Consider the following 18365-nt stretch of genomic DNA (forward strand, 5'->3'; position numbering starts at 1 on the left):
TGCGATTCTTGCTTACTGGTTGTTAACCGAGATTATATTCTCAATCGATCAATTATTCGCTGAAGCCCATTTAATGAGTTATCAATGAGCCAAAAGCCCCCAGCCAAATCCAGCCTCAGCAGTAAGCCGGATGGCCAGCATAGCGAGGACGGCTTGCATGGCTTACAGGGTTTACGTATTGTGGTCGTCAACACCGTTGTCCTGGAAGAAACCGAACAGGACGAGCACCTGCACGCCCAACTGGAGCGTTCGCGCGTACTGCGCATAGGCCTGCTGCAAGCAGGTTACAACATCATTGCTTCCCTGCCTGGCGACTTCTATCTGCCGGAAAGGCTGACGCAGTTGCAGCCCGACCTGATCATCATCGATGCAGAATCCGATGCGCGTGATGTGCTGGAACACGTCGTGATTGCGACCCGCGATGCGCCGCGCCCGATCGCCCTGTTTACCGAAGATGGCGATACCTCCTGCATGGCAGCAGCCATGGAGGCCGGCGTATCGGCCTATGTGGTAGCGGGTTTACAGCCTGAGAGGGTCAAGCCTGTGCTGGATGTGGCGATGGCCAGGTTCAGCGCAGAGCAGAAACTGCGCGCCGAATTATCCGATACCAAGGCCAAGCTGGCAGAGCGTAAGACCATAGAAAAGGCCAAGGGCCTGCTGATGGAGCGGCATCGCATCTCGGAGAACGACGCCTACCAGAAGCTGCGCAAGCTGGCGATGGAAAAGAACCTGAAGCTGGTGGAAATCGCGCAGCGGATACTGGATGTGGCGGACCTGCTGGGCTGAAGTCGCGTGGATGAGTGTTGCTATTGCGCTGTTTTGATGACATGAAATGGTGCGCTGCGCAAAAAATGTGCAGCATTTCAGGGCGGTGTGCAAGCACGGTATTACTAAATTACCTATTTTCTAAAGTGTGAAGTGCAAGTTCTCCAAGGAATAAGCGGTCAATTGCTGCTGGCACAGCAATTGCTCAGCAAGTAACAGGTGCCAACGATGGCGCCTTCGTGAATGCGGCTAACGGCGGTCGGTTCACTTCAGACAAAGGCGTCTTTCCATATTGATACTGTCAATGTGGCGAGGTGCCTTTTTTATTTGCTGATTTGTTTTCATCACACCGTCATTACGGCTTGATGCGAAATTCCCCGGAGTGCAGATATGTTGAACAATGGATCCCGTCCTGACCAAGAAAGCGTGAGCGGTAATGAAGATCAAATTAACATCAAGCGCCGCACTCTCATACAAAGTGCCGGTCTCGTTGCTGGGGCAGGCATGATGGGGCTGGCAACCGGCGGTGTATGGGCAGCGGGTTCCGACAAGCCTGAAAAAGAAGAAGTCAAAGTGGGTTTCATCCCGCTGACGGATTGCGCTTCCGTCGTGATGGCCTCGGTACTGGGATTCGATAAAAAGTACGGCATCAAGATCGTGCCCAGCAAGGAGTCTTCCTGGGCCAGCGTGCGCGACAAGCTGGTCAATGGCGAACTGGATGCGGCGCACGTGCTGTACGGCCTGCTGTATGGCGTGCAACTGGGCGTCAGCGGTACCAAGAAGGACATGGCCTTGCTGATGACGCTGAATAACAATGGCCAGGCGATCACGCTCTCTAAAAAACTCGCCGACAAGGGCGCGATAGATGGCCCCGGCCTGGCCAAGCTGATGAGGACCGACAAGCGCGAATATACCTTTGCGCAGACTTTCCCTACCGGCACCCACGCAATGTGGCTGTATTACTGGCTGGCTGCCAATGGCATCGATCCTATGAAGGAGGCCAAAGTCATTACGGTGCCGCCGCCGCAGATGGTGGCGAATATGCGGGTTGGGAATATGGATGGTTTCTGCGTGGGCGAGCCGTGGAACCACAGGGCCATCGCCGACGGCATAGGCATTACCGCGGCAACCACGCAGGATATCTGGAAGGATCATCCGGAGAAGGTATTGGGCACGACCGCCGAGTTTGTGCAGAAATATCCAAACACTGCACGCGCGCTTACTGCTGCGGTGCTGGAAGCCGGTCGCTGGATCGATGCATCGCTGTCCAACAAGACCAAGATGGCGGAAACCATTGCCGATAAATCCTATGTGAATACCTCGGTCGATGTCATCAACCAGCGCATCCTGGGACGCTATCAGAATGGCTTGGGCAAGACCTGGGACGATCCTAACTACATGAAGTTCTTTAACGATGGCGCCGTCAATTTCCCTTATTTGTCGGACGGCATGTGGTTCCTGACCCAGCACAAGCGCTGGGGTTTGCTGAAGGCAGATCCCGATTACCTGGCCGTCGCCAAAGCGGTCAATCGCATCGACATCTACAAAGATGCCGCTGCCATGGTCAAAGTCAGTGTGCCTAAGGATGCCATGCGCACCAGCAAGCTGATGGACGGCACGGTATGGGATGGTAAGAATCCGGCGGCGTACGCGGCGTCATTCAAAATCAGGGCTTAGGGAGGCAACATGAATACGATGATCCACGGAGTGATCCGTGATCCCGGCCTGGGGGCGGCTACCGGGAGCCACAAGCCGGAAGCGCAGGATGTTGCTGGAACTACTACCGAAGCTGCTGCCGAAACTGCAATTGGCGAAGACAAGCCGCTGGCCGTCGCGGAGGCCAGGCCCGCGCCGGGATCCGATGCAGCCAAAGCACAATCCCGGCTGCGCCCCTTCCTGCTCGCAGTGCTGCCGCCTTTGCTGGGTGTGGCCTTCCTGGTGCTGGTGTGGGAAATCATTGCCTACAAAAATACGGCCTTTCCGTCGCCGATGACGACGCTGGAAGAGGCGATCAAAGTTTTTTCCGATCCCTTTTACCAAAAGGGTCCGAATGACCAGGGCATAGGCTGGAACATCTACGCATCTCTGAAAAGGGTTGCGGTCGGCTTCGGCCTGGCGGCCGTGGTCGGCATACCCTTGGGCTTTTTGATCGGCCGTTTCAAATTTTTATCCGGCATGTTCAACCCCATCATCAGCTTGTTGAAACCGGTGTCGCCGCTGGCCTGGCTGCCTATCGGCCTGCTGGTGTTCAAGTCGGCCAACCCGGCAGCGATCTGGTCCATCTTTATCTGTTCCATCTGGCCGATGATCATCAATACGGCAATCGGCGTGCAACGCGTGCCGCAGGATTATATGAATGTGGCGCGGGTGCTGAACCTGTCGGAATGGAAGATCGTAACCAAGATTCTGTTTCCATCCGTGCTGCCCTATATGTTGACTGGCGTGCGGCTGGCGATAGGCACCGCGTGGCTGGTGATCGTTGCGGCTGAGATGCTCACCGGCGGCGTAGGCATAGGCTTCTGGGTATGGGATGAATGGAATAACCTGAATGTGCCGCACATCATCATTGCGATTGTCGTGATAGGGATGGTCGGGCTGATACTGGAGCAAATCCTGGTGTCGCTGGCCAAGGCATTCACTTACGAAGACGCTGGCAATTAAAAGCTGATGCAATCGGCGCCAAGTGCCGATTGCCCTGCTGTGGAATCTATCTCATTGGGAAAAGCATCATGGAAAACGTGGACAGCAAATCGGCGGATGCCAAGGCAGATGCCAAATACATCGATATCCGCCAGGCGGAAATGGTTTTCCATACACGCAAGGGCAGCTTCCATGCGCTGCGCGATATCAACCTGACGGTGCGCAAGGGGGAATTCGTGACCCTGATTGGACACTCCGGCTGCGGCAAATCGACGCTACTGAACCTGATCGCGGGCCTGACCAAGGCCACCTCCGGAGCGTTGCTGTGCGCGCACCGGGAAATCGCCGGCCCTTCGCCGGATCGTGGCGTGGTGTTCCAGAACCACTCTCTGCTGCCGTGGCTGACCTGTTATGAAAATGTGTACCTGGCGGTGGAGCGTGTCTTTGGCAAAACAGAGAACAGCACCAAGCTGAAGCGGCGCGCCATGGCAGCGCTTGCGCTGGTGGGGTTGACGCATGCTGAAAACAAGCGTCCGAACGAGATTTCCGGTGGCATGAAGCAAAGGGTGGGTATCGCAAGGGCGTTGTCGATAGAACCTAAGGTTTTGCTGATGGACGAGCCCTTTGGCGCGCTGGATGCGCTGACCCGCGCCCATTTGCAGGATGAGTTGCTGAAGATCGTCGCCAAGACCAATTCGACAGTCGTGATGGTCACGCATGATGTGGATGAGGCGGTGCTGCTGTCCGACCGCATCGTGATGATGACCAATGGTCCGGCGGCGACTATAGGCGAGATATTGCAAGTAAGGCTGGAGCGTCCGCGCGACAGGGTGGAGCTGGCGCAAAATCCTCTGTATTCCGAATACCGGACCTCGGTGCTGGAGTTTCTGTATCACCGGCAATCGCATCCCGCTGCTGCATGAGGATGCCACATCCTGGCGCTGCTTCGGTGTAAGCTATCGCCATGGAAAATACAGATATCAAAAAAACCGCTGAGCCTCTGCAGGCCGCGCGTTTCATCAAGGAAATCGGGCGCGGCAAGAATGGCGCGCGCAGCATGTCGCGCGAAGACGCGCAATTGCTGTATTCCGCAATGCTGGAAGGCCGCGTCTCCGATCTGGAAATGGGCGGCATCCTGCTGGCAATGCGCATCAAGGGCGAATCCACGGATGAGATTGCCGGCTTCATGGCGGCGGCCGAAAACCAGATGCAGCAATTGACGGCGCCGGCCAACAGCCGCTATGCACCTGTCGTCATTCCCACCTATAACGGCGCGCGCAAAAAAGCGAACCTGACCCCGCTGCTGGCGCTGCTGCTGGCGCGACGTGGCGTGCCGGTGCTGGTGCACGGCGTATTGCGTGATGCGGGCAGGGTAGCGACGGCGGAAATATTCGAAGCGCTGCAGCATCCGCTAGCACAGTCCGTTTCCGAGGCCAAAGCGCAGATGGCTGCCGGCCTGCCGGCTTTTATCGCGATAGACGTGCTCTCTCCCGCGATGACGCGTTTGCTGGCCATGCGCCGCATCCTTGGCGTGCGCAATTCCACGCATACGCTGGTCAAGATATTGCAGCCGTTCAAGCAGGCGGCCCTCAGGCTGACTTCCTATACCCATCCCGAATACGCGACGATGTTGCAGCATTACTTCAGCGAGGTCTCCCCGCATGCCAGGGGAGATGCTTTCCTGATGCGCGGCACAGAAGGGGAAACCGTCGCCAACACCGGCCGGGCGCAGCAGATAGACTGGTTTCACCAGGGGCAGTGCACGACGCTGGTCCATACGCACCAGACCATACTCGGCGATCTGCCCGACTCACCGGACGAAAAAGACGCGGCAGTGACTGCTGCCTGGATACAGGCCGTGTTGCGGGGAGAAATCCCGGTTCCGGCCAGTATTGCGGAACAGGTGGAGCACTGCGTGTTGGTGGCGAAGATGCTGCTGGAGCGCGAGAAGGGGGGTTAGGGTTTTTAGTGCAATTATGAAAATAATTTATATTATTGCACGTTGTAAATACCACCAAACACGCTATGAATATCACCATATTCAAATAATGAATATGTATATTCGGTGATAGTTGTGTAAAATGCGCGCCTTAATTATTGCAAAATCTTTCTGACGTAAAGATTTGTAAATGCAATTTCTGCAAGAATGCCGCCTGTTTGCTCAAAGTCACAAGCTTAAGGGATGCCGTCTCTATCCCTCGTGTGAATAGGCGCGATTCGTTTTTAATCAAGGAGCGCCCCTCATGCACCAAAAATCCCTTGCGGCTTTCGCCGCGCGCCACGCTATTGCCCGCCGCAGCCTGCTGAGTCTGGCCCTGGCCAGCGCCTTCCCTATGGCTTCGTCGTTCGCGCAGGAAGTTGCGCCAGAAGCCAAGGCAGACCAGAGCCAATTGCAGGAAGTGATCGTTACTGCGCAGCGCCGTGCCGAAAACCTGAGGGAAGTACCGGTATCGATTTCCGTGTTGAAGGGCGATACGCTGGACACCTACAATTCCGGCGGCCAGGATATCCGCTTCCTGGCGGCGCGCGTGCCCAGCCTGAATATTGAATCTTCCTATGGCCGTGCTTTTCCGCGTTTCTACATCCGCGGCCTGGGCAATACCGATTTCGATCTGAACGCATCGCAGCCTGTATCCCTGGTGTATGACGACGTTGTGCAGGAAAATCCTATCCTGAAAGGTTTCCCGGTATTTGACCTGGAGCGCGTTGAAGTATTGCGCGGACCTCAAGGTACTTTGTTCGGCCGCAATTCCCCAGCCGGTGTCGTCAAGTTTGACTCGGTCAAGCCTGGCCGCACGCTGGAAGGCTATGCCAATGTCTCCTATGGCACCTATAGCACGGTGAACGTGGAAGGCGCTGTCAATGCACCGATCAATGAAGACTGGGCAATGCGCGTGTCCATGCAATCGCAGCACCGTGACGACTGGGTGCACAATACTTTCAACGGCCCTACCAAGAATTTTGAAGGCTACCGCGATACGGCAGCCCGTGTGCAGTTCCTGTACAAGCCGAGTGCGGATTTCAGCGCGCTGATCAATCTGCATGGCCGCGACATGGATGGCTCCGCGCGCCTGTTCCGCGCCAATATCATCCAGAAGGGCACCAACGACCTGGTGCCGAATTTCCACAACGACCAGATTGCTACTGACGGTGCAAACGGCCAGAACCTGAAAAATTCCGGCGGCAGCCTGCGCCTGCGCTGGGAACTGGAAGATTTCACGCTGCACTCCATCACCGGTTACGAAACAGTAAAAACCTATAGCCGCGGCGACGTCGATGGCGGCTACGGCGCATCGTTCGCACAACCTTCCGGTCCTGGCTTTATCCCGTTCACGGCAGAATCCGCAGACGGCTTGCCTGACCATAAGCAGTTCACTCAGGAATTCCGTGTAGAGTCCAAGTACAAAGGTCCTTTGAACTGGATAGGCGGCCTGTACTACTTCGATGAAGATATCTCCATCGATAGTTTCGACTACAACACGCTGGCCGGCGGCGCGCAAGACGGCTATGCATGGCAAAAGCAAAAGAACAAGGCCTGGGCTGCGTTCGCTACAGTCAACTACTCTGTTACTGATGCATTGAAACTGCGCGGCGGTGTACGCTACACCGATGACAAGAAAGACTTCTCCGCACAGCGTACCCAGTCCCCGGTAGGCGCAGGCGCATCCGCAGTTCTGTATGCAAATCCGCGTGCTACCAATACAAGCTGGGATTTCAGCGCGGACTATGCGCTGAACAAAGACACCAATGTCTATACACGCGTAGCGACCGGTTTCCGCGCACCTAGCGTGCAGGGCCGTTTGTTGTTCGGCGATTCGATCTCGGTAGCCAATTCCGAAAAAGTGACTTCGTATGAAGCCGGCATCAAGTCCGATCTGTTTGCCAAGCGCGCACGCGTCAGCTTCAGCGTCTTCAATTACACGGTAAAAGACCAGCAGTTGACGGCAGTCGGCGGACAAGCCAACTTCAACCGCCTGGTAAATGCAGACAAGACTGAAGGCCGTGGTGCAGAGCTGGAATTTGAAGCCCGTGTAACGCCTAACCTGATGTTCACAGTCGGCGGCAGCTACAACAAGACCGAGATCAAGGACAAGAACCTGGCAATCGCTGCCTGCGGCAGCGGCTGTACCGTGCTGGACCCAAAGACAGCAGCCGGCACTTACCTGATCGATGGTAATTCACTGCCGCAATCGCCTAAGTGGGTCGGTAACTTCACTGCCCGCTACAGCATCCCTACCGCGCAGGGTGAATACTTCATCTTTACCGACTGGGCCTACCGCAGCAAGATCAACTTCTTCCTGTACGACTCTGTTGAATACACAGGCAAGCCTTTGACCGAAGGCGGCGTGCGCGCAGGTTACAAGTGGAACAACGACAAGTATGAAATCGCTGCGTATGGCCGCAACATCACCAACCAGGTTCGCGTAGTCGGCGGTATCGACTTCAACAATCTGACCGGCTTCGTCAATGAGCCGCGTATCTGGGGTGTGCAATTCAAGGCCGCATTCTGATCCTGTCAGAACTGCCATAACCAAAAAAGCCGGGATATTCCCGGCTTTTTTTATTGATGCGGGCTCCTATGTGATCATGCACCGGCGCAGTGCATGATTACACCGGATACCCCGCAAGATTGCCATTTTGAGATGGAACGTGAATTGCATGCCTGTCTGCAAAGAACCATGGGAGGTTGATATGCATCAGGCAGGCAAGGTATTGCTGGTAGGCGCGGGTCCGGGCGATCCGGAGTTGCTGACATTGAAGGCCGTCAAGGCGATTGCGCAAGCGGATGTGATTCTGGTCGATGATCTGGTCAATCCGGAAGTGCTGCAGCATGCACGGCCTGACGCCAGGATCGTGCAGGTGGGCAAGCGCGGCGGCTGCCGCTCCACACCGCAGGCATTTATCGAAAAACTGATGGCGGCAGAGGCGCTGGCAGGGCATTGCGTGGTGCGCCTGAAAGGCGGCGATCCCTTCATCTTCGGCCGTGGCGGCGAAGAACGCCAGCATTTGCTGGAGCAGGGGATAGAGGTCGATGTGATCAATGGCATCAGCAGTGGCCTGGCGGCACCGGCTTCGCTGGGTATTCCGCTGACGCACAGGGACTGGTCGCAGGGCGCTATCTTCGTTACCGGCCACGGCAAGAGTGAGGATACCAAGCCTGACTGGGCCTTGCTGGCCAAAACCGGCATGACGCTGGTGATTTACATGGGCGTGGCGCACTGCGACTCTATCCAGCAAGCCTTGCTGGCAGGCGGCCTGGCAGCAACGACGCCGGTTGCGGTGGTGCAGTCCGCAAGCCGTTCTGCACAGGCCCAGCTAATCACGGTATTGGGCTGCATGGCTTCCGATATTGCCGCCTCCGGCCTGGGCAGCCCCAGCGTGATCGTCATCGGCGATGTGGTGCGTTGCGCAGACCAGGCATATACCGATCAGCAGTCCGGTGCGCTGGAGTCACGCCATTTCACGCAGGGCTGAGGACCTAATCGGCTACAATCACGCCTGATTTCATATAGATGCAGGACAGTGACAGCCATGAGCAAAAAATTCGACGTTGCAGTAATCGGCGCAGGCGCAGCCGGAATGATGTGCGCTTCCGTCGCAGGGCAACGCGGTAAAAGCGTGGTATTGATAGACCATGCTGGCAAGCTGGCGGAAAAGATCCGGATTTCCGGTGGCGGCCGTTGTAATTTCACCAATCTGCATGCGGGTCCGAACAACTTCCTGTCCGATAATCCGCACTTCTGCAAAAGCGCTTTGTCGCGCTATACGCCGCAAGACTTCCTGAGTCTGGTCAAACGCTACAAGATCGCTTTCCATGAAAAGCACAAGGGACAGTTATTCTGCGATAACAGCGCGGAAGAGATTATCAATATGCTCAAGGCAGAGTGCGAGGCCGGCAAGGTTGCTTGGCGCATGCCCTGCAAGGTAGAGGATGTGCAGCGCGCCGCAGACGGCGAAGGTTTTGTCATCAGCACTGGAGATGGAGAGATACATGCCGGCAGTGTGGTGATTGCCACCGGCGGCCTGTCCATCCCCAAAATAGGGGCAACGGATTTTTCTTATCGTATTGCCAAACAGTTTGACCTGAAGCTGATAGAGCCTCGCCCCGCGCTGGTGCCGCTGACCTTTGATGCTGCTGCCTGGGAGCCTTTTGTGCCGCTGTCCGGCATTTCTCTGGAAGTGGATATAGAAACCGGCGAAAAGAAGAACAAGGCGCAATTCCGCGAGGATTTGCTGTTTACGCACCGCGGCTTGTCCGGCCCTGCGGTATTGCAGATATCCAGCTTCTGGCAGCCGGGGCAAGCGATACGCGTCAATTTGCTGCCGGAGATCGATGTTGCGCAAGAATTGATCGAGGGCAAGAGCACGATCAAGAAAAATCTTTCCAATCACTTGTCCCAGCATTTACCGGCAAGGCTGGTAGATGGCTTGCTGCAGGCAAATGGCTTTGCTCCGGATGCCCGCGTGGCCGATATGCAGGACAAGCGCCTGCGCCAGTTGGGCGAAAACCTGAACCGATGGGTGCTGGTGCCGAATGGCTCTGAAGGCTACCGCAAGGCTGAAGTGACGCGTGGCGGCGTTGATACCCGTGCCCTGTCGCAGCAGACCATGATGGCCAATAGTGTGCCTGGGCTGTATTTTATCGGCGAGGCGGTCGATGTCACGGGCTGGCTGGGCGGATTTAACTTCCAGTGGGCCTGGGCCTCGGGTATGGCGGCAGGGCAGGCACTATAGGCGGCTATCGCCTTGTTGTAAAATCGCTGCACCCTATGCTGCCAGTGCATTTGCAGGGGGAAAGTCGGGCTTGGGCTAGGCTTTTCCCCTGAATATCGAATCCTCCTAAGGCACGTGCTTTTTATCTTGCGTGTTAAGGCAGTAGGTTTACTTAACACCTGGGCAAGTAATTCGCTTTCTGCATAAAAAATAATCACGGGCCTTACAAAGTCCCAAAATTTCTGCTATTATCTCGGTCTTCCCTTAAATTTTTCATTGGTTCGAACTTACATGACCACAATTCGCCTTAAAGAAAACGAGCCGTTCGAAGTCGCTATGCGTCGCTTCAAGCGCACCATCGAAAAGACCGGTCTGTTGACCGAATTGCGCGCACGCGAGTTTTACGAAAAGCCAACTGCAGAGCGCAAGCGCAAGCTGGCTGCCGCAGTAAAGCGTCACTACAAACGCATTCGTAGTCAGCAATTGCCTAAAAAGATGTACTAATCCTGAACTGGCGCTGCCTTGCAGTGCCGTTCAACTTGGTAGTATCCAGGCTAGCATGCCCGCTCCGTACAGCGCAGCGGGCTTTGTCATTTCTAAGAAGCCGCTGCAAAACTACGCTGGCGTTGTTGCTCCTCGGTGCTACTCGCAGACTCGGCGTCCCCCTGCTTCGTCGTTGCGCCTAGCCAGCCTAATTTTGCAACAGCTTCTGAGATTTGTTGTGAGGCCCACCTTGATTGCCGCGCTTTCTAACGCGTTTGGTAATCAAAGCACCTTTTCCGTTCAATTTACTAGTCAGAGTATCCCATGAGCCTAAAAGACCAGATCACCGAAGACATGAAGTCTGCAATGCGTGCAAAAGAAGCGGAAAAGCTGGGCACCATCCGTTTGCTGACTGCTGCAATGAAGCAAAAAGAAGTAGATGAGCGCGTAGAGCTGACCGACACCATGGTGCTGGCGATCATAGAAAAAATGATCAAGCAGCGCAAAGATTCCATCACCCAGTTTGAAGCCGGTGGCCGTCAAGACTTGGCTGACAAGGAAAAAGCTGAACTGGCTATTCTGTCCGCCTACATGCCTGCAGGTTTGTCCGACGCAGAACTGCAGGCGGAAGTGACTGCGGCTGTTGCTGCTTCCGGCGCTGCCGGTCCGCAGGACATGGGCAAGGTCATGGCAATATTGAAGCCAAAACTGGCCGGCCGTGCCGATATGACCGCCGTTTCCGGCTTGGTCAAAGCTGCACTGACGCACTAATAACGATAGCTGCTAAGCTGGGCGTGTCATGCGGGATTGTGTCCGCACCGCTTAGCCTAGCCTTGGTTTATTACCCGTGATACCGCAAAGTTTTATCCAGGATCTGCTGGCCCGCGTTGATATTGTCGACGTGGTGGGCAAGTACGTCCAGCTCAAGAAGGGCGGCGCAAACTACATGGGTTTGTGCCCCTTCCATAACGAAAAATCTCCCAGTTTTACTGTCAGTCCCACCAAGCAGTTTTATCACTGCTTCGGCTGCGGAGCGCATGGCACGTCCATCGGCTTCCTGATGGAATATTCGGGCATGAGCTTTGTCGATGCAGTAAAGGATCTGGCGCTGAACAACGGCATGATCGTGCCGGAGGAAGACAAGCTGCTGCCTGCGCAGCGCGCCGAGGTGCAGGCCAAGAGCCTGGCCCTGAGCGAGGTCATGACCAAGGCTAGCGAGCACTACCGCCATCATTTGCGCGGCGCATCCACGGCGATTGCCTATCTGAAGAAGCGCGGCCTGACCGGCGAGATTGCCGCCAAATTTGCACTCGGCTATGCCCCTGACGGCTGGGACGGCTTGCGCGCGGTGTTTCCGGATTATGCCGCGCCCGAGCTGGTGGAGGCCGGCCTCCTGATAGACCGCAGTGACGAAGAAGGCTCCAACCGCAAGCGCTATGACCGTTTCCGCGACCGCATCATGTTCCCGATCCGTAATACCAAGGGGCAGGTGATTGGTTTCGGTGGCCGCATACTGGACCAGGGCGAGCCTAAATACCTGAACTCGCCGGAGACGCCGCTGTTTCAGAAAGGCTATGAGTTATATGGCCTGTTTGAAGCGCGCCAGGCGATCCGTGACGCCGGCTATGTGCTGGTGACCGAAGGCTATATGGATGTGGTGGCGCTGGCGCAAATGGGCTTCCCGCAGGCCGTGGCAACGCTGGGCACTGCCTGCACGCCGACGCATGTGCAAAAGCTGCTGCGGCAGACCGATCATGTGATCTTCAGCTTTGACGGCGATAGCGCCGGCCGCCGCGCCGCGCGCCGCGCGCTGGATGCCTGCCTGCCGCATGCAAATGACGACAAGATCATCAAGTTCCTGTTCCTGCCCACCGAGCATGATCCGGATAGCTATATCCGCGAGCTGGGTACCGAGGCCTTCGAGCAGCAGGTGCAGGATGCCATGCCCTTGTCGCAGTTTTTCCTGAAGGAAGTGGCGGCGGATAATGATCTTGGCACAGCCGAGGGCAGGGCCAAGGCGCAGTTTGATGCCAAGCCGCTGTTGCAGCAGATGCCGCCTTCCGGCCTGCGCCTGCAGATGGTGCGCAGCCTGGCGAATATGACGCAAACCACGCCCGCCGAGATCGAGGCATTGTTTGAACTGGCGCAGCCTGTCGCTCGTGCCCGGGTGGCACCGCCGAAATCCAAGCGTAGCGCACCGGTGGGGCTAGAGCGGCAGATCATGCGCATCCTGGTCGCGCATCCGGTACTGGCCTCCATGATGAATGCCTCTGTATTGGCTGATGCGGCATTGCTGGCGCCGGATGGCGCAGAGATGTTGACGCAGCTCGCCACCATTGCCTATGGCATGGGGGAGCAGGCCAATTTTGCGGCTCTGGCAGAAAATTTGCGCGCAACCGGTTCTGACTATGATGCGCTGATCGCCGAGATCGCAGAGCAGACCGAGACCGAGCTGGACGTGGTCAGGCTGGAGCTGACCGGCGCCATACGCCAGATCCGCAAACAGGTGCTGAATGCAGAAATGCAAAGACTGGCCGCGACCGGCCTGCGAGAAGAAGCCGATATCATTCGTTACCGTGAGGTAATGCAGTTGCAAGATCAGCTACGTAAGCAGGCGGAAGCAGAAGCGGCAGTGCGCCAGGTATAGCCCGGCTTATGTCTTTATTAATAATGACAATGATGTGAAATTTGCAAAAATGTGCTCAAGTTTCCTTGCATTTCATTAATATATTATATAAATTTAAGAAGCACTTCGTCGCGGTCTGCCTGGTTTGTGCACATATTGCAGGCACTTGAGATTTCTCGTTTTATGACCAGATAGGTCCTGTTCCTGCTGATAAAGTAAGCAACTGCGTAGGCAACTCGCGGGCAGATATGGATGCTTGCACAGCTGCAATTTAGCTGTGCTGAAACAGGTGTGGAAATAGGTGTTTTAAGCTCCGATGCCGTGTCTTCAAGGTAGTAGCCAGGGGTGGGGCTGGAGGAAAGTCCGGTCTCATGTTATAATTAAAGGCTTTCGATTCAAGGTCTTAGGTTGTTTCGTTCTTCACAAAACTGATGGTCGGTTGCAATCAATGTTGCCGATCGCTTGACGTTTGTGCCGAATTTGTTGTTTAGGCGAGCATTCGTGCTCCTCCGAGTAACCCGATAACTCCGGTACTTAGGCTAAAAGAAGTTAGAAACATAATTGCTATGCACTGCAGAGCGGTTTGGTCTGGCGGCAGTGCATTGTTGTTTTTGCTTTCAGCTTTCTGAAGGTGGTCGTAGTACCGGTTGGTTTGATTCAATGGCTAGCGCAATGAAGAAACCCGCAAAAACTCTAACAACCCCAGCAACAAAGAAAACCAATGGCAAAGTAGTCGCTAAAGCGGCTGCCCCTAAACCTGCCGCAAAACCGGCAGCCAAGGCAATGGCAACGGCCAGGCAAACAGCTAAACCGGTTGCAAAGCCGGCCAGCAAATTGAAGCCTGCACCTCAGAAAAAAGAGGTTGCGAAAGATGTCAAAGCGCCTAAAGTGGTGAAGAAGGGTGTAGAGAAGGCGGCAGTATCGGCAAGCAAAACAGCGCCTAAGACGAAGACGAATAGTGTTTTAAAAGATGAACCGAAAATAGTCGCCAAGGCGACTAGCAAGGCAGCGACAGGCAAGGATGCGAAGCCGGCAGCGAAGAAAACCAGCAGGGCCGATGAAGCCGGCGCGACAGATACTTCGAGCATAAGCAAAAAAGCGGACAAGCCAAAAACTGCACCATTGAAAGCTTCTGTGACAATTAACAAAACCGATTCAAAGACAGTGATTAAGCCAACCAAGAATTCAGCAAAGGCTGACAAAGCTCCTGAAGTGCAGGAAATTAAAACAGGCTCTGCGCCTGCCGTCAGCCAGACCACCGATGCCGCAGTTCTGGCAGCTATCGACACGTCCGGCTATGTTCTGCCTGGCGTGAAAGTGCCTGGTCGCCGTGGCCGTAAACCGAAAGAGTACCAGCCTGAAAACGAGGAAATCGCTGCACTGAACGCGGTTGAACGCGCAGAAATGAAGGCGATCGACAAAGCCAAAGCCAAGGACCGCAAGGCCAAGGAAAAGGCATTGCTGAAGGACGCATTCTCTTCCGATCCGGAAGCGACGGAAGAAGAACTGGAACGCCGCCGTCAGAAACTGAAAACCCTGATCAAGCTGGGTAAGGATCGCGGCTACCTGACCTTTGCCGAGATCAACGATCACTTGCCTGAAAACGTCGTCGATCCTGAAGCGATCGAAGGCATCATCGGCACCTTCAACGACATGGGCGTTGCGGTATACGAGCAAGCGCCGGATGCAGAGACACTGCTGCTGTCCGATAACGTCGTTACCGTCACCAGCGATGATGATGAAGTGGAAGCCGCTGCTGAAGCTGCACTGTCCACCGTGGATTCCGATTTCGGCCGCACCACCGATCCTGTCCGCATGTACATGCGTGAGATGGGTTCCGTAGAGCTGCTGACGCGCGAAGGCGAAATCGTCATCGCCAAGAAAATCGAAGAAGGCCTGAAAGACATGATACAGGCGATCTCCGCCTGCCCGACCACGATCGCCGAGATCCTGGCCGCTGCAGACAAGATCTCCAGTGATGAAATCAAGATCGATGAAATCGTTGACGGCCTGGTAGACCCTAACGCCGAAGACGTCGTTGCACCTTTGCCGGTGGTCGCTGCCGCCGATGAAGATGACGAAGAAGACGAAGAAGAAGACGAAGCAGAAGAGGAAGAAGACGAAGGCAGCGCCGCAGGTGCAGCCGGTTTCTCCAATGAACAACTGGAACAGTTGAAGCGTGATTCGCTGGCCAAGTTTGAAATCATCTCGTCCAACTTCGACAAGATGCGCAAAGCCTTTGAAAAAGAAGGCTACAACTCCAAAGCCTACGTCAAGGCACAGGAAGCCATCTCTGCAGAACTGCTGGGCATACGCTTTACTGCAAAAGTCGTTGAGAAACTGTGCGACACGCTGCGCGGCCAGGTGGATGAAGTGCGCCACGTGGAAAAACAAATACTCGAAGTCGTGGTCAATCGTTGCGGCATGCCGCGCGCCCACTTCATCAAGGTATTCCCAGGCAATGAAACCAACCTGAACTGGGTAGACGGCGAAGTCAATGGCGGCCATTCTTACAGCGCCATCCTGGGCCGTAACATCCCTGCGGTGCAGCAGTTGCAGCAAAAACTGATCGACCTGCAAGCGCGCGTTGTATTGCCTTTGCCTGATCTGCGCGGTATCAACAAGAAGATGTCTGCCGGTGAAATGAAGGCCCGCAAAGCCAAGCGTGAAATGACCGAGGCCAACTTGCGTCTGGTCATTTCCATCGCGAAGAAATACACCAACCGCGGCCTGCAATTCCTGGATCTGATCCAGGAAGGCAATATCGGTTTGATGAAGGCAGTGGACAAGTTTGAATACCGCCGCGGCTACAAGTTCTCTACTTATGCAACATGGTGGATACGCCAGGCGATTACACGTTCTATCGCTGACCAGGCGCGTACGATCCGTATCCCTGTGCACATGATAGAAACCATCAACAAGATGAACCGCATCTCGCGTCAGATCCTGCAGGAAACCGGTGTAGAGCCGGATCCGGCAACCCTGGCGATCAAGATGGAAATGCCGGAAGACAAAATCCGCAAGATCATGAAGATCGCCAAAGAACCGATCTCCATGGAAACGCCGATTGGCGACGATGATGATTCCCACCTGGGCGACTTCATCGAAGACAATCACACGCTGGCGCCAGCCGATGCAGCTTTGCACGCATCGATGCGCAACGTGGTCAAGGACGTGCTGGATTCCCTGACACCGCGCGAGGCGAAAGTCTTGCGCATGCGTTTCGGCGTGGAAATGTCCACCGACCACACGCTGGAAGAAGTGGGCAAACAGTTTGACGTTACCCGTGAGCGTATCCGTCAGATAGAAGCCAAGGCCTTGCGTAAGCTGCGTCACCCTTCACGTTCAGACAAGCTGAAAAGCTTCCTAGAAGGTAATTAATGTTATACAATAAGAGTCGGATTTTTTCCGGCTCTTATTGATGTGGTTTTGAATACGATTGTGCAGTACGTGGTCAGGCCCGATAAGTGTTTGCAGTAGAAAGGGCCTCTAGCTCATGTTGGTTAGAGCAGCGGACTCATAATCCGTTGGTACCGTGTTCGACTCACGGGAGGCCCACCAGAATTTTATGTAATTGAATCAAGCCTTTGCGATAAAACGCAGAGGCTTTTTTCGTTTGCGCGCCTCCCTCTTTTGTTCAAAAACTGGCCTTTGCCGGAAAACTGCCGGAATGAAACAATCCAGACCAAGCAATTTTTAATTGATTGGAGAAACTTGGAATGGCATACATTAAACAACGCGGGGAATACTGGAGAGCTGAAATTCGCCGTAAAGGTCATAAGCCTACTTATCGAACGTTCGACACGCAAAAACAAGCCCAACAATGGGCACGACGAATTGAATCGGAGATGGACTCAGGCCTTTATATTGATCGTACCGAGGCAGAACGCACAACTTTGCGCGAGGCTCTCGAACGTTATAAACGGGAAATCGTGCCGACCAAACGCCATCCTATGCAAGAAGTTGGCCGAGTGGATAGGTGGTTGAGAAATGATCTTTGCCATAGAACGTTGGCTAAATTAAAGGGAGCTGATTTCGCGCGGTATCGAGATGCCAGGCGAGAACAGGGGAGGGCTGAAAATACCATTCGTCTCGAACTTCAATTAATTAATCATATTTTTGAGACCGCGCGTAAAGAATGGGGAATGGAAGGTCTGCCTAACCCGCTAGATAATATTCGAAAACCCAGCGGAAGCCGCGCCCGTGATCGTCGATTAGTTGAAGGCGAATACGAACAGATATATTCCAGATTATCATCGAGTGGCAACCGTTATGTTGTTCATGCATTTGATCTGGCCATTGAAACCAGCCTTAGAAAATCTACATTATTCGGACTAAAATGGGAATGGATTAATCTTGAATCTCAAATGATTAAATTTCCGTTTGACGTCAAATCGCCCGGCAATAAAGGGGTGCCCCAAATCCTTCCAATATCGAAGAAAGCTGTAAGTGTGCTACTCGCTTTGCACCCCAAGGACGTCAATGGCACGTTATCCGAAAATGTGAAAGGCCTCGTCCTGGACACAACTCCGAACGCCGCGATGTGTATTTGGAAGCTTGCAATGAAGAGTTTGGATATACCAGATCTTCGATGGCACGATTTACGACACGAGGCGGCGTCGCGTCTATTTGAAAAGGGGATGCATCCTATGGAAGTAGCCAGTATCACTGGTCATAAAAGCATGCAAATGCTGAAGAGATACACGCACTTAAAACCAGAGTCATTACTTGTTAAGTTGGGGTGATATATGGATGCAGAAAATAAGATAACTGTGGTCGAGATGAGAAAGCGAGCAGATTCCATAATGGCAGCCGAAGGGAGTTTAAGACTCGAGGGCTTTGTATTGCCCGCCGAAGCACAAAAAATTAATCGTCAATACATAAACGGTGAGATCGATCTTCAGCAGCATATAGAGGCTATGCAAGGTCTTTGCGCCAAAGATTGAGGCGTACCTTCCGCAGTTCGGTCCCCATAGGTCCGGCTACTCCTGCTTGGGCAGGAGCATCTCGGGGTACGGTGGCCGCACTGCCAACGCACCTCCCACCCTGCGGCGAGAAGCCAAAAACTACACGCCCGGTGTAGTGCGAGTCCCTGATATACTCATGGGTAGCAAGGGGGCGCGTCGCGCCCCTAACT

14 protein-coding genes and 1 tRNA gene are annotated in these 18365 nt (G+C 54.6%); all 15 read left to right on the forward strand.

Annotated features, from left to right (window positions below):
- The first annotated feature begins 84 nt into the window (after window positions 1–84).
- The 15 genes from IEW12_RS17520 to IEW12_RS17590 all read left to right on the forward strand — a co-directional run bounded on the left by IEW12_RS17520 (window position 85) and on the right by IEW12_RS17590 (window position 18174).
- Window positions 85–786 (forward strand): ANTAR domain-containing response regulator, encoded by a 702-nt coding sequence (locus IEW12_RS17520; protein ID WP_188567357.1) that lies wholly within the window; start codon window positions 85–87, stop codon window positions 784–786.
- A gap of 483 nt (window positions 787–1269) precedes the next feature.
- Entirely contained in the window at window positions 1270–2442 is a 1173-nt protein-coding gene (locus IEW12_RS17525; RefSeq protein WP_371874555.1) for a CmpA/NrtA family ABC transporter substrate-binding protein, read from the forward strand.
- Between the two features lie 18 nt (window positions 2443–2460).
- Window positions 2461–3426, forward strand: coding sequence for a nitrate ABC transporter permease (ntrB, locus tag IEW12_RS17530; RefSeq protein WP_188567569.1), 966 nt, complete (start codon window positions 2461–2463; stop codon window positions 3424–3426).
- Window positions 3427–3494: 68 nt separating this feature from the next.
- Complete coding sequence (locus IEW12_RS17535; RefSeq protein WP_188567359.1) at window positions 3495–4328, forward strand: ABC transporter ATP-binding protein; 834 nt, start codon at window positions 3495–3497, stop codon at window positions 4326–4328.
- 41 nt (window positions 4329–4369) lie between these two features.
- Entirely contained in the window at window positions 4370–5365 is a 996-nt protein-coding gene (gene ybiB, locus IEW12_RS17540; protein ID WP_188567360.1) for a DNA-binding protein YbiB, read from the forward strand.
- A gap of 283 nt (window positions 5366–5648) precedes the next feature.
- Window positions 5649–7916 (forward strand): TonB-dependent receptor, encoded by a 2268-nt coding sequence (locus IEW12_RS17545; RefSeq protein WP_188567361.1) that lies wholly within the window; start codon window positions 5649–5651, stop codon window positions 7914–7916.
- Between the two features lie 181 nt (window positions 7917–8097).
- Window positions 8098–8880, forward strand: a complete 783-nt coding sequence (gene cobA / locus IEW12_RS17550; RefSeq protein ID WP_188567362.1) for a uroporphyrinogen-III C-methyltransferase — start codon at window positions 8098–8100, stop codon at window positions 8878–8880.
- Window positions 8881–8937: 57 nt separating this feature from the next.
- Complete coding sequence (locus IEW12_RS17555; RefSeq protein ID WP_188567363.1) at window positions 8938–10140, forward strand: BaiN/RdsA family NAD(P)/FAD-dependent oxidoreductase; 1203 nt, start codon at window positions 8938–8940, stop codon at window positions 10138–10140.
- A gap of 270 nt (window positions 10141–10410) precedes the next feature.
- Complete coding sequence (rpsU, locus tag IEW12_RS17560; protein ID WP_005877634.1) at window positions 10411–10623, forward strand: 30S ribosomal protein S21; 213 nt, start codon at window positions 10411–10413, stop codon at window positions 10621–10623.
- Window positions 10624–10926: 303 nt separating this feature from the next.
- Complete coding sequence (locus IEW12_RS17565) at window positions 10927–11373, forward strand: GatB/YqeY domain-containing protein (protein WP_188567364.1); 447 nt, start codon at window positions 10927–10929, stop codon at window positions 11371–11373.
- Window positions 11374–11449: 76 nt separating this feature from the next.
- Complete coding sequence (dnaG, locus tag IEW12_RS17570) at window positions 11450–13249, forward strand: DNA primase (RefSeq protein ID WP_188567365.1); 1800 nt, start codon at window positions 11450–11452, stop codon at window positions 13247–13249.
- Between the two features lie 651 nt (window positions 13250–13900).
- The gene (rpoD, locus tag IEW12_RS17575; RefSeq protein WP_229751183.1) at window positions 13901–16609 is read left to right on the forward strand and encodes an RNA polymerase sigma factor RpoD; all 2709 of its coding nucleotides are present in this window, start codon (window positions 13901–13903) and stop codon (window positions 16607–16609) included.
- Window positions 16610–16711: 102 nt separating this feature from the next.
- Window positions 16712–16789 (forward strand) — tRNA-Ile (locus IEW12_RS17580).
- Between the two features lie 158 nt (window positions 16790–16947).
- On the forward strand, window positions 16948–17973 hold the full coding sequence (locus IEW12_RS17585; protein ID WP_188567366.1) for a tyrosine-type recombinase/integrase: 1026 nt from the start codon (window positions 16948–16950) through the stop codon (window positions 17971–17973).
- 3 nt (window positions 17974–17976) lie between these two features.
- Window positions 17977–18174 carry an antitoxin VbhA family protein gene (locus IEW12_RS17590; protein ID WP_188567367.1) on the forward strand — a complete coding sequence of 66 codons (198 nt, stop codon included), beginning with the start codon at window positions 17977–17979 and terminating at the stop codon, window positions 18172–18174.
- Window positions 18175–18365: the final 191 nt, after the last annotated feature.

Source organism: Parundibacterium terreum, from assembly GCF_014636315.1.
Classification (GTDB): Bacteria; Pseudomonadota; Gammaproteobacteria; order Burkholderiales; family Burkholderiaceae_D; genus Undibacterium; species Undibacterium terreum.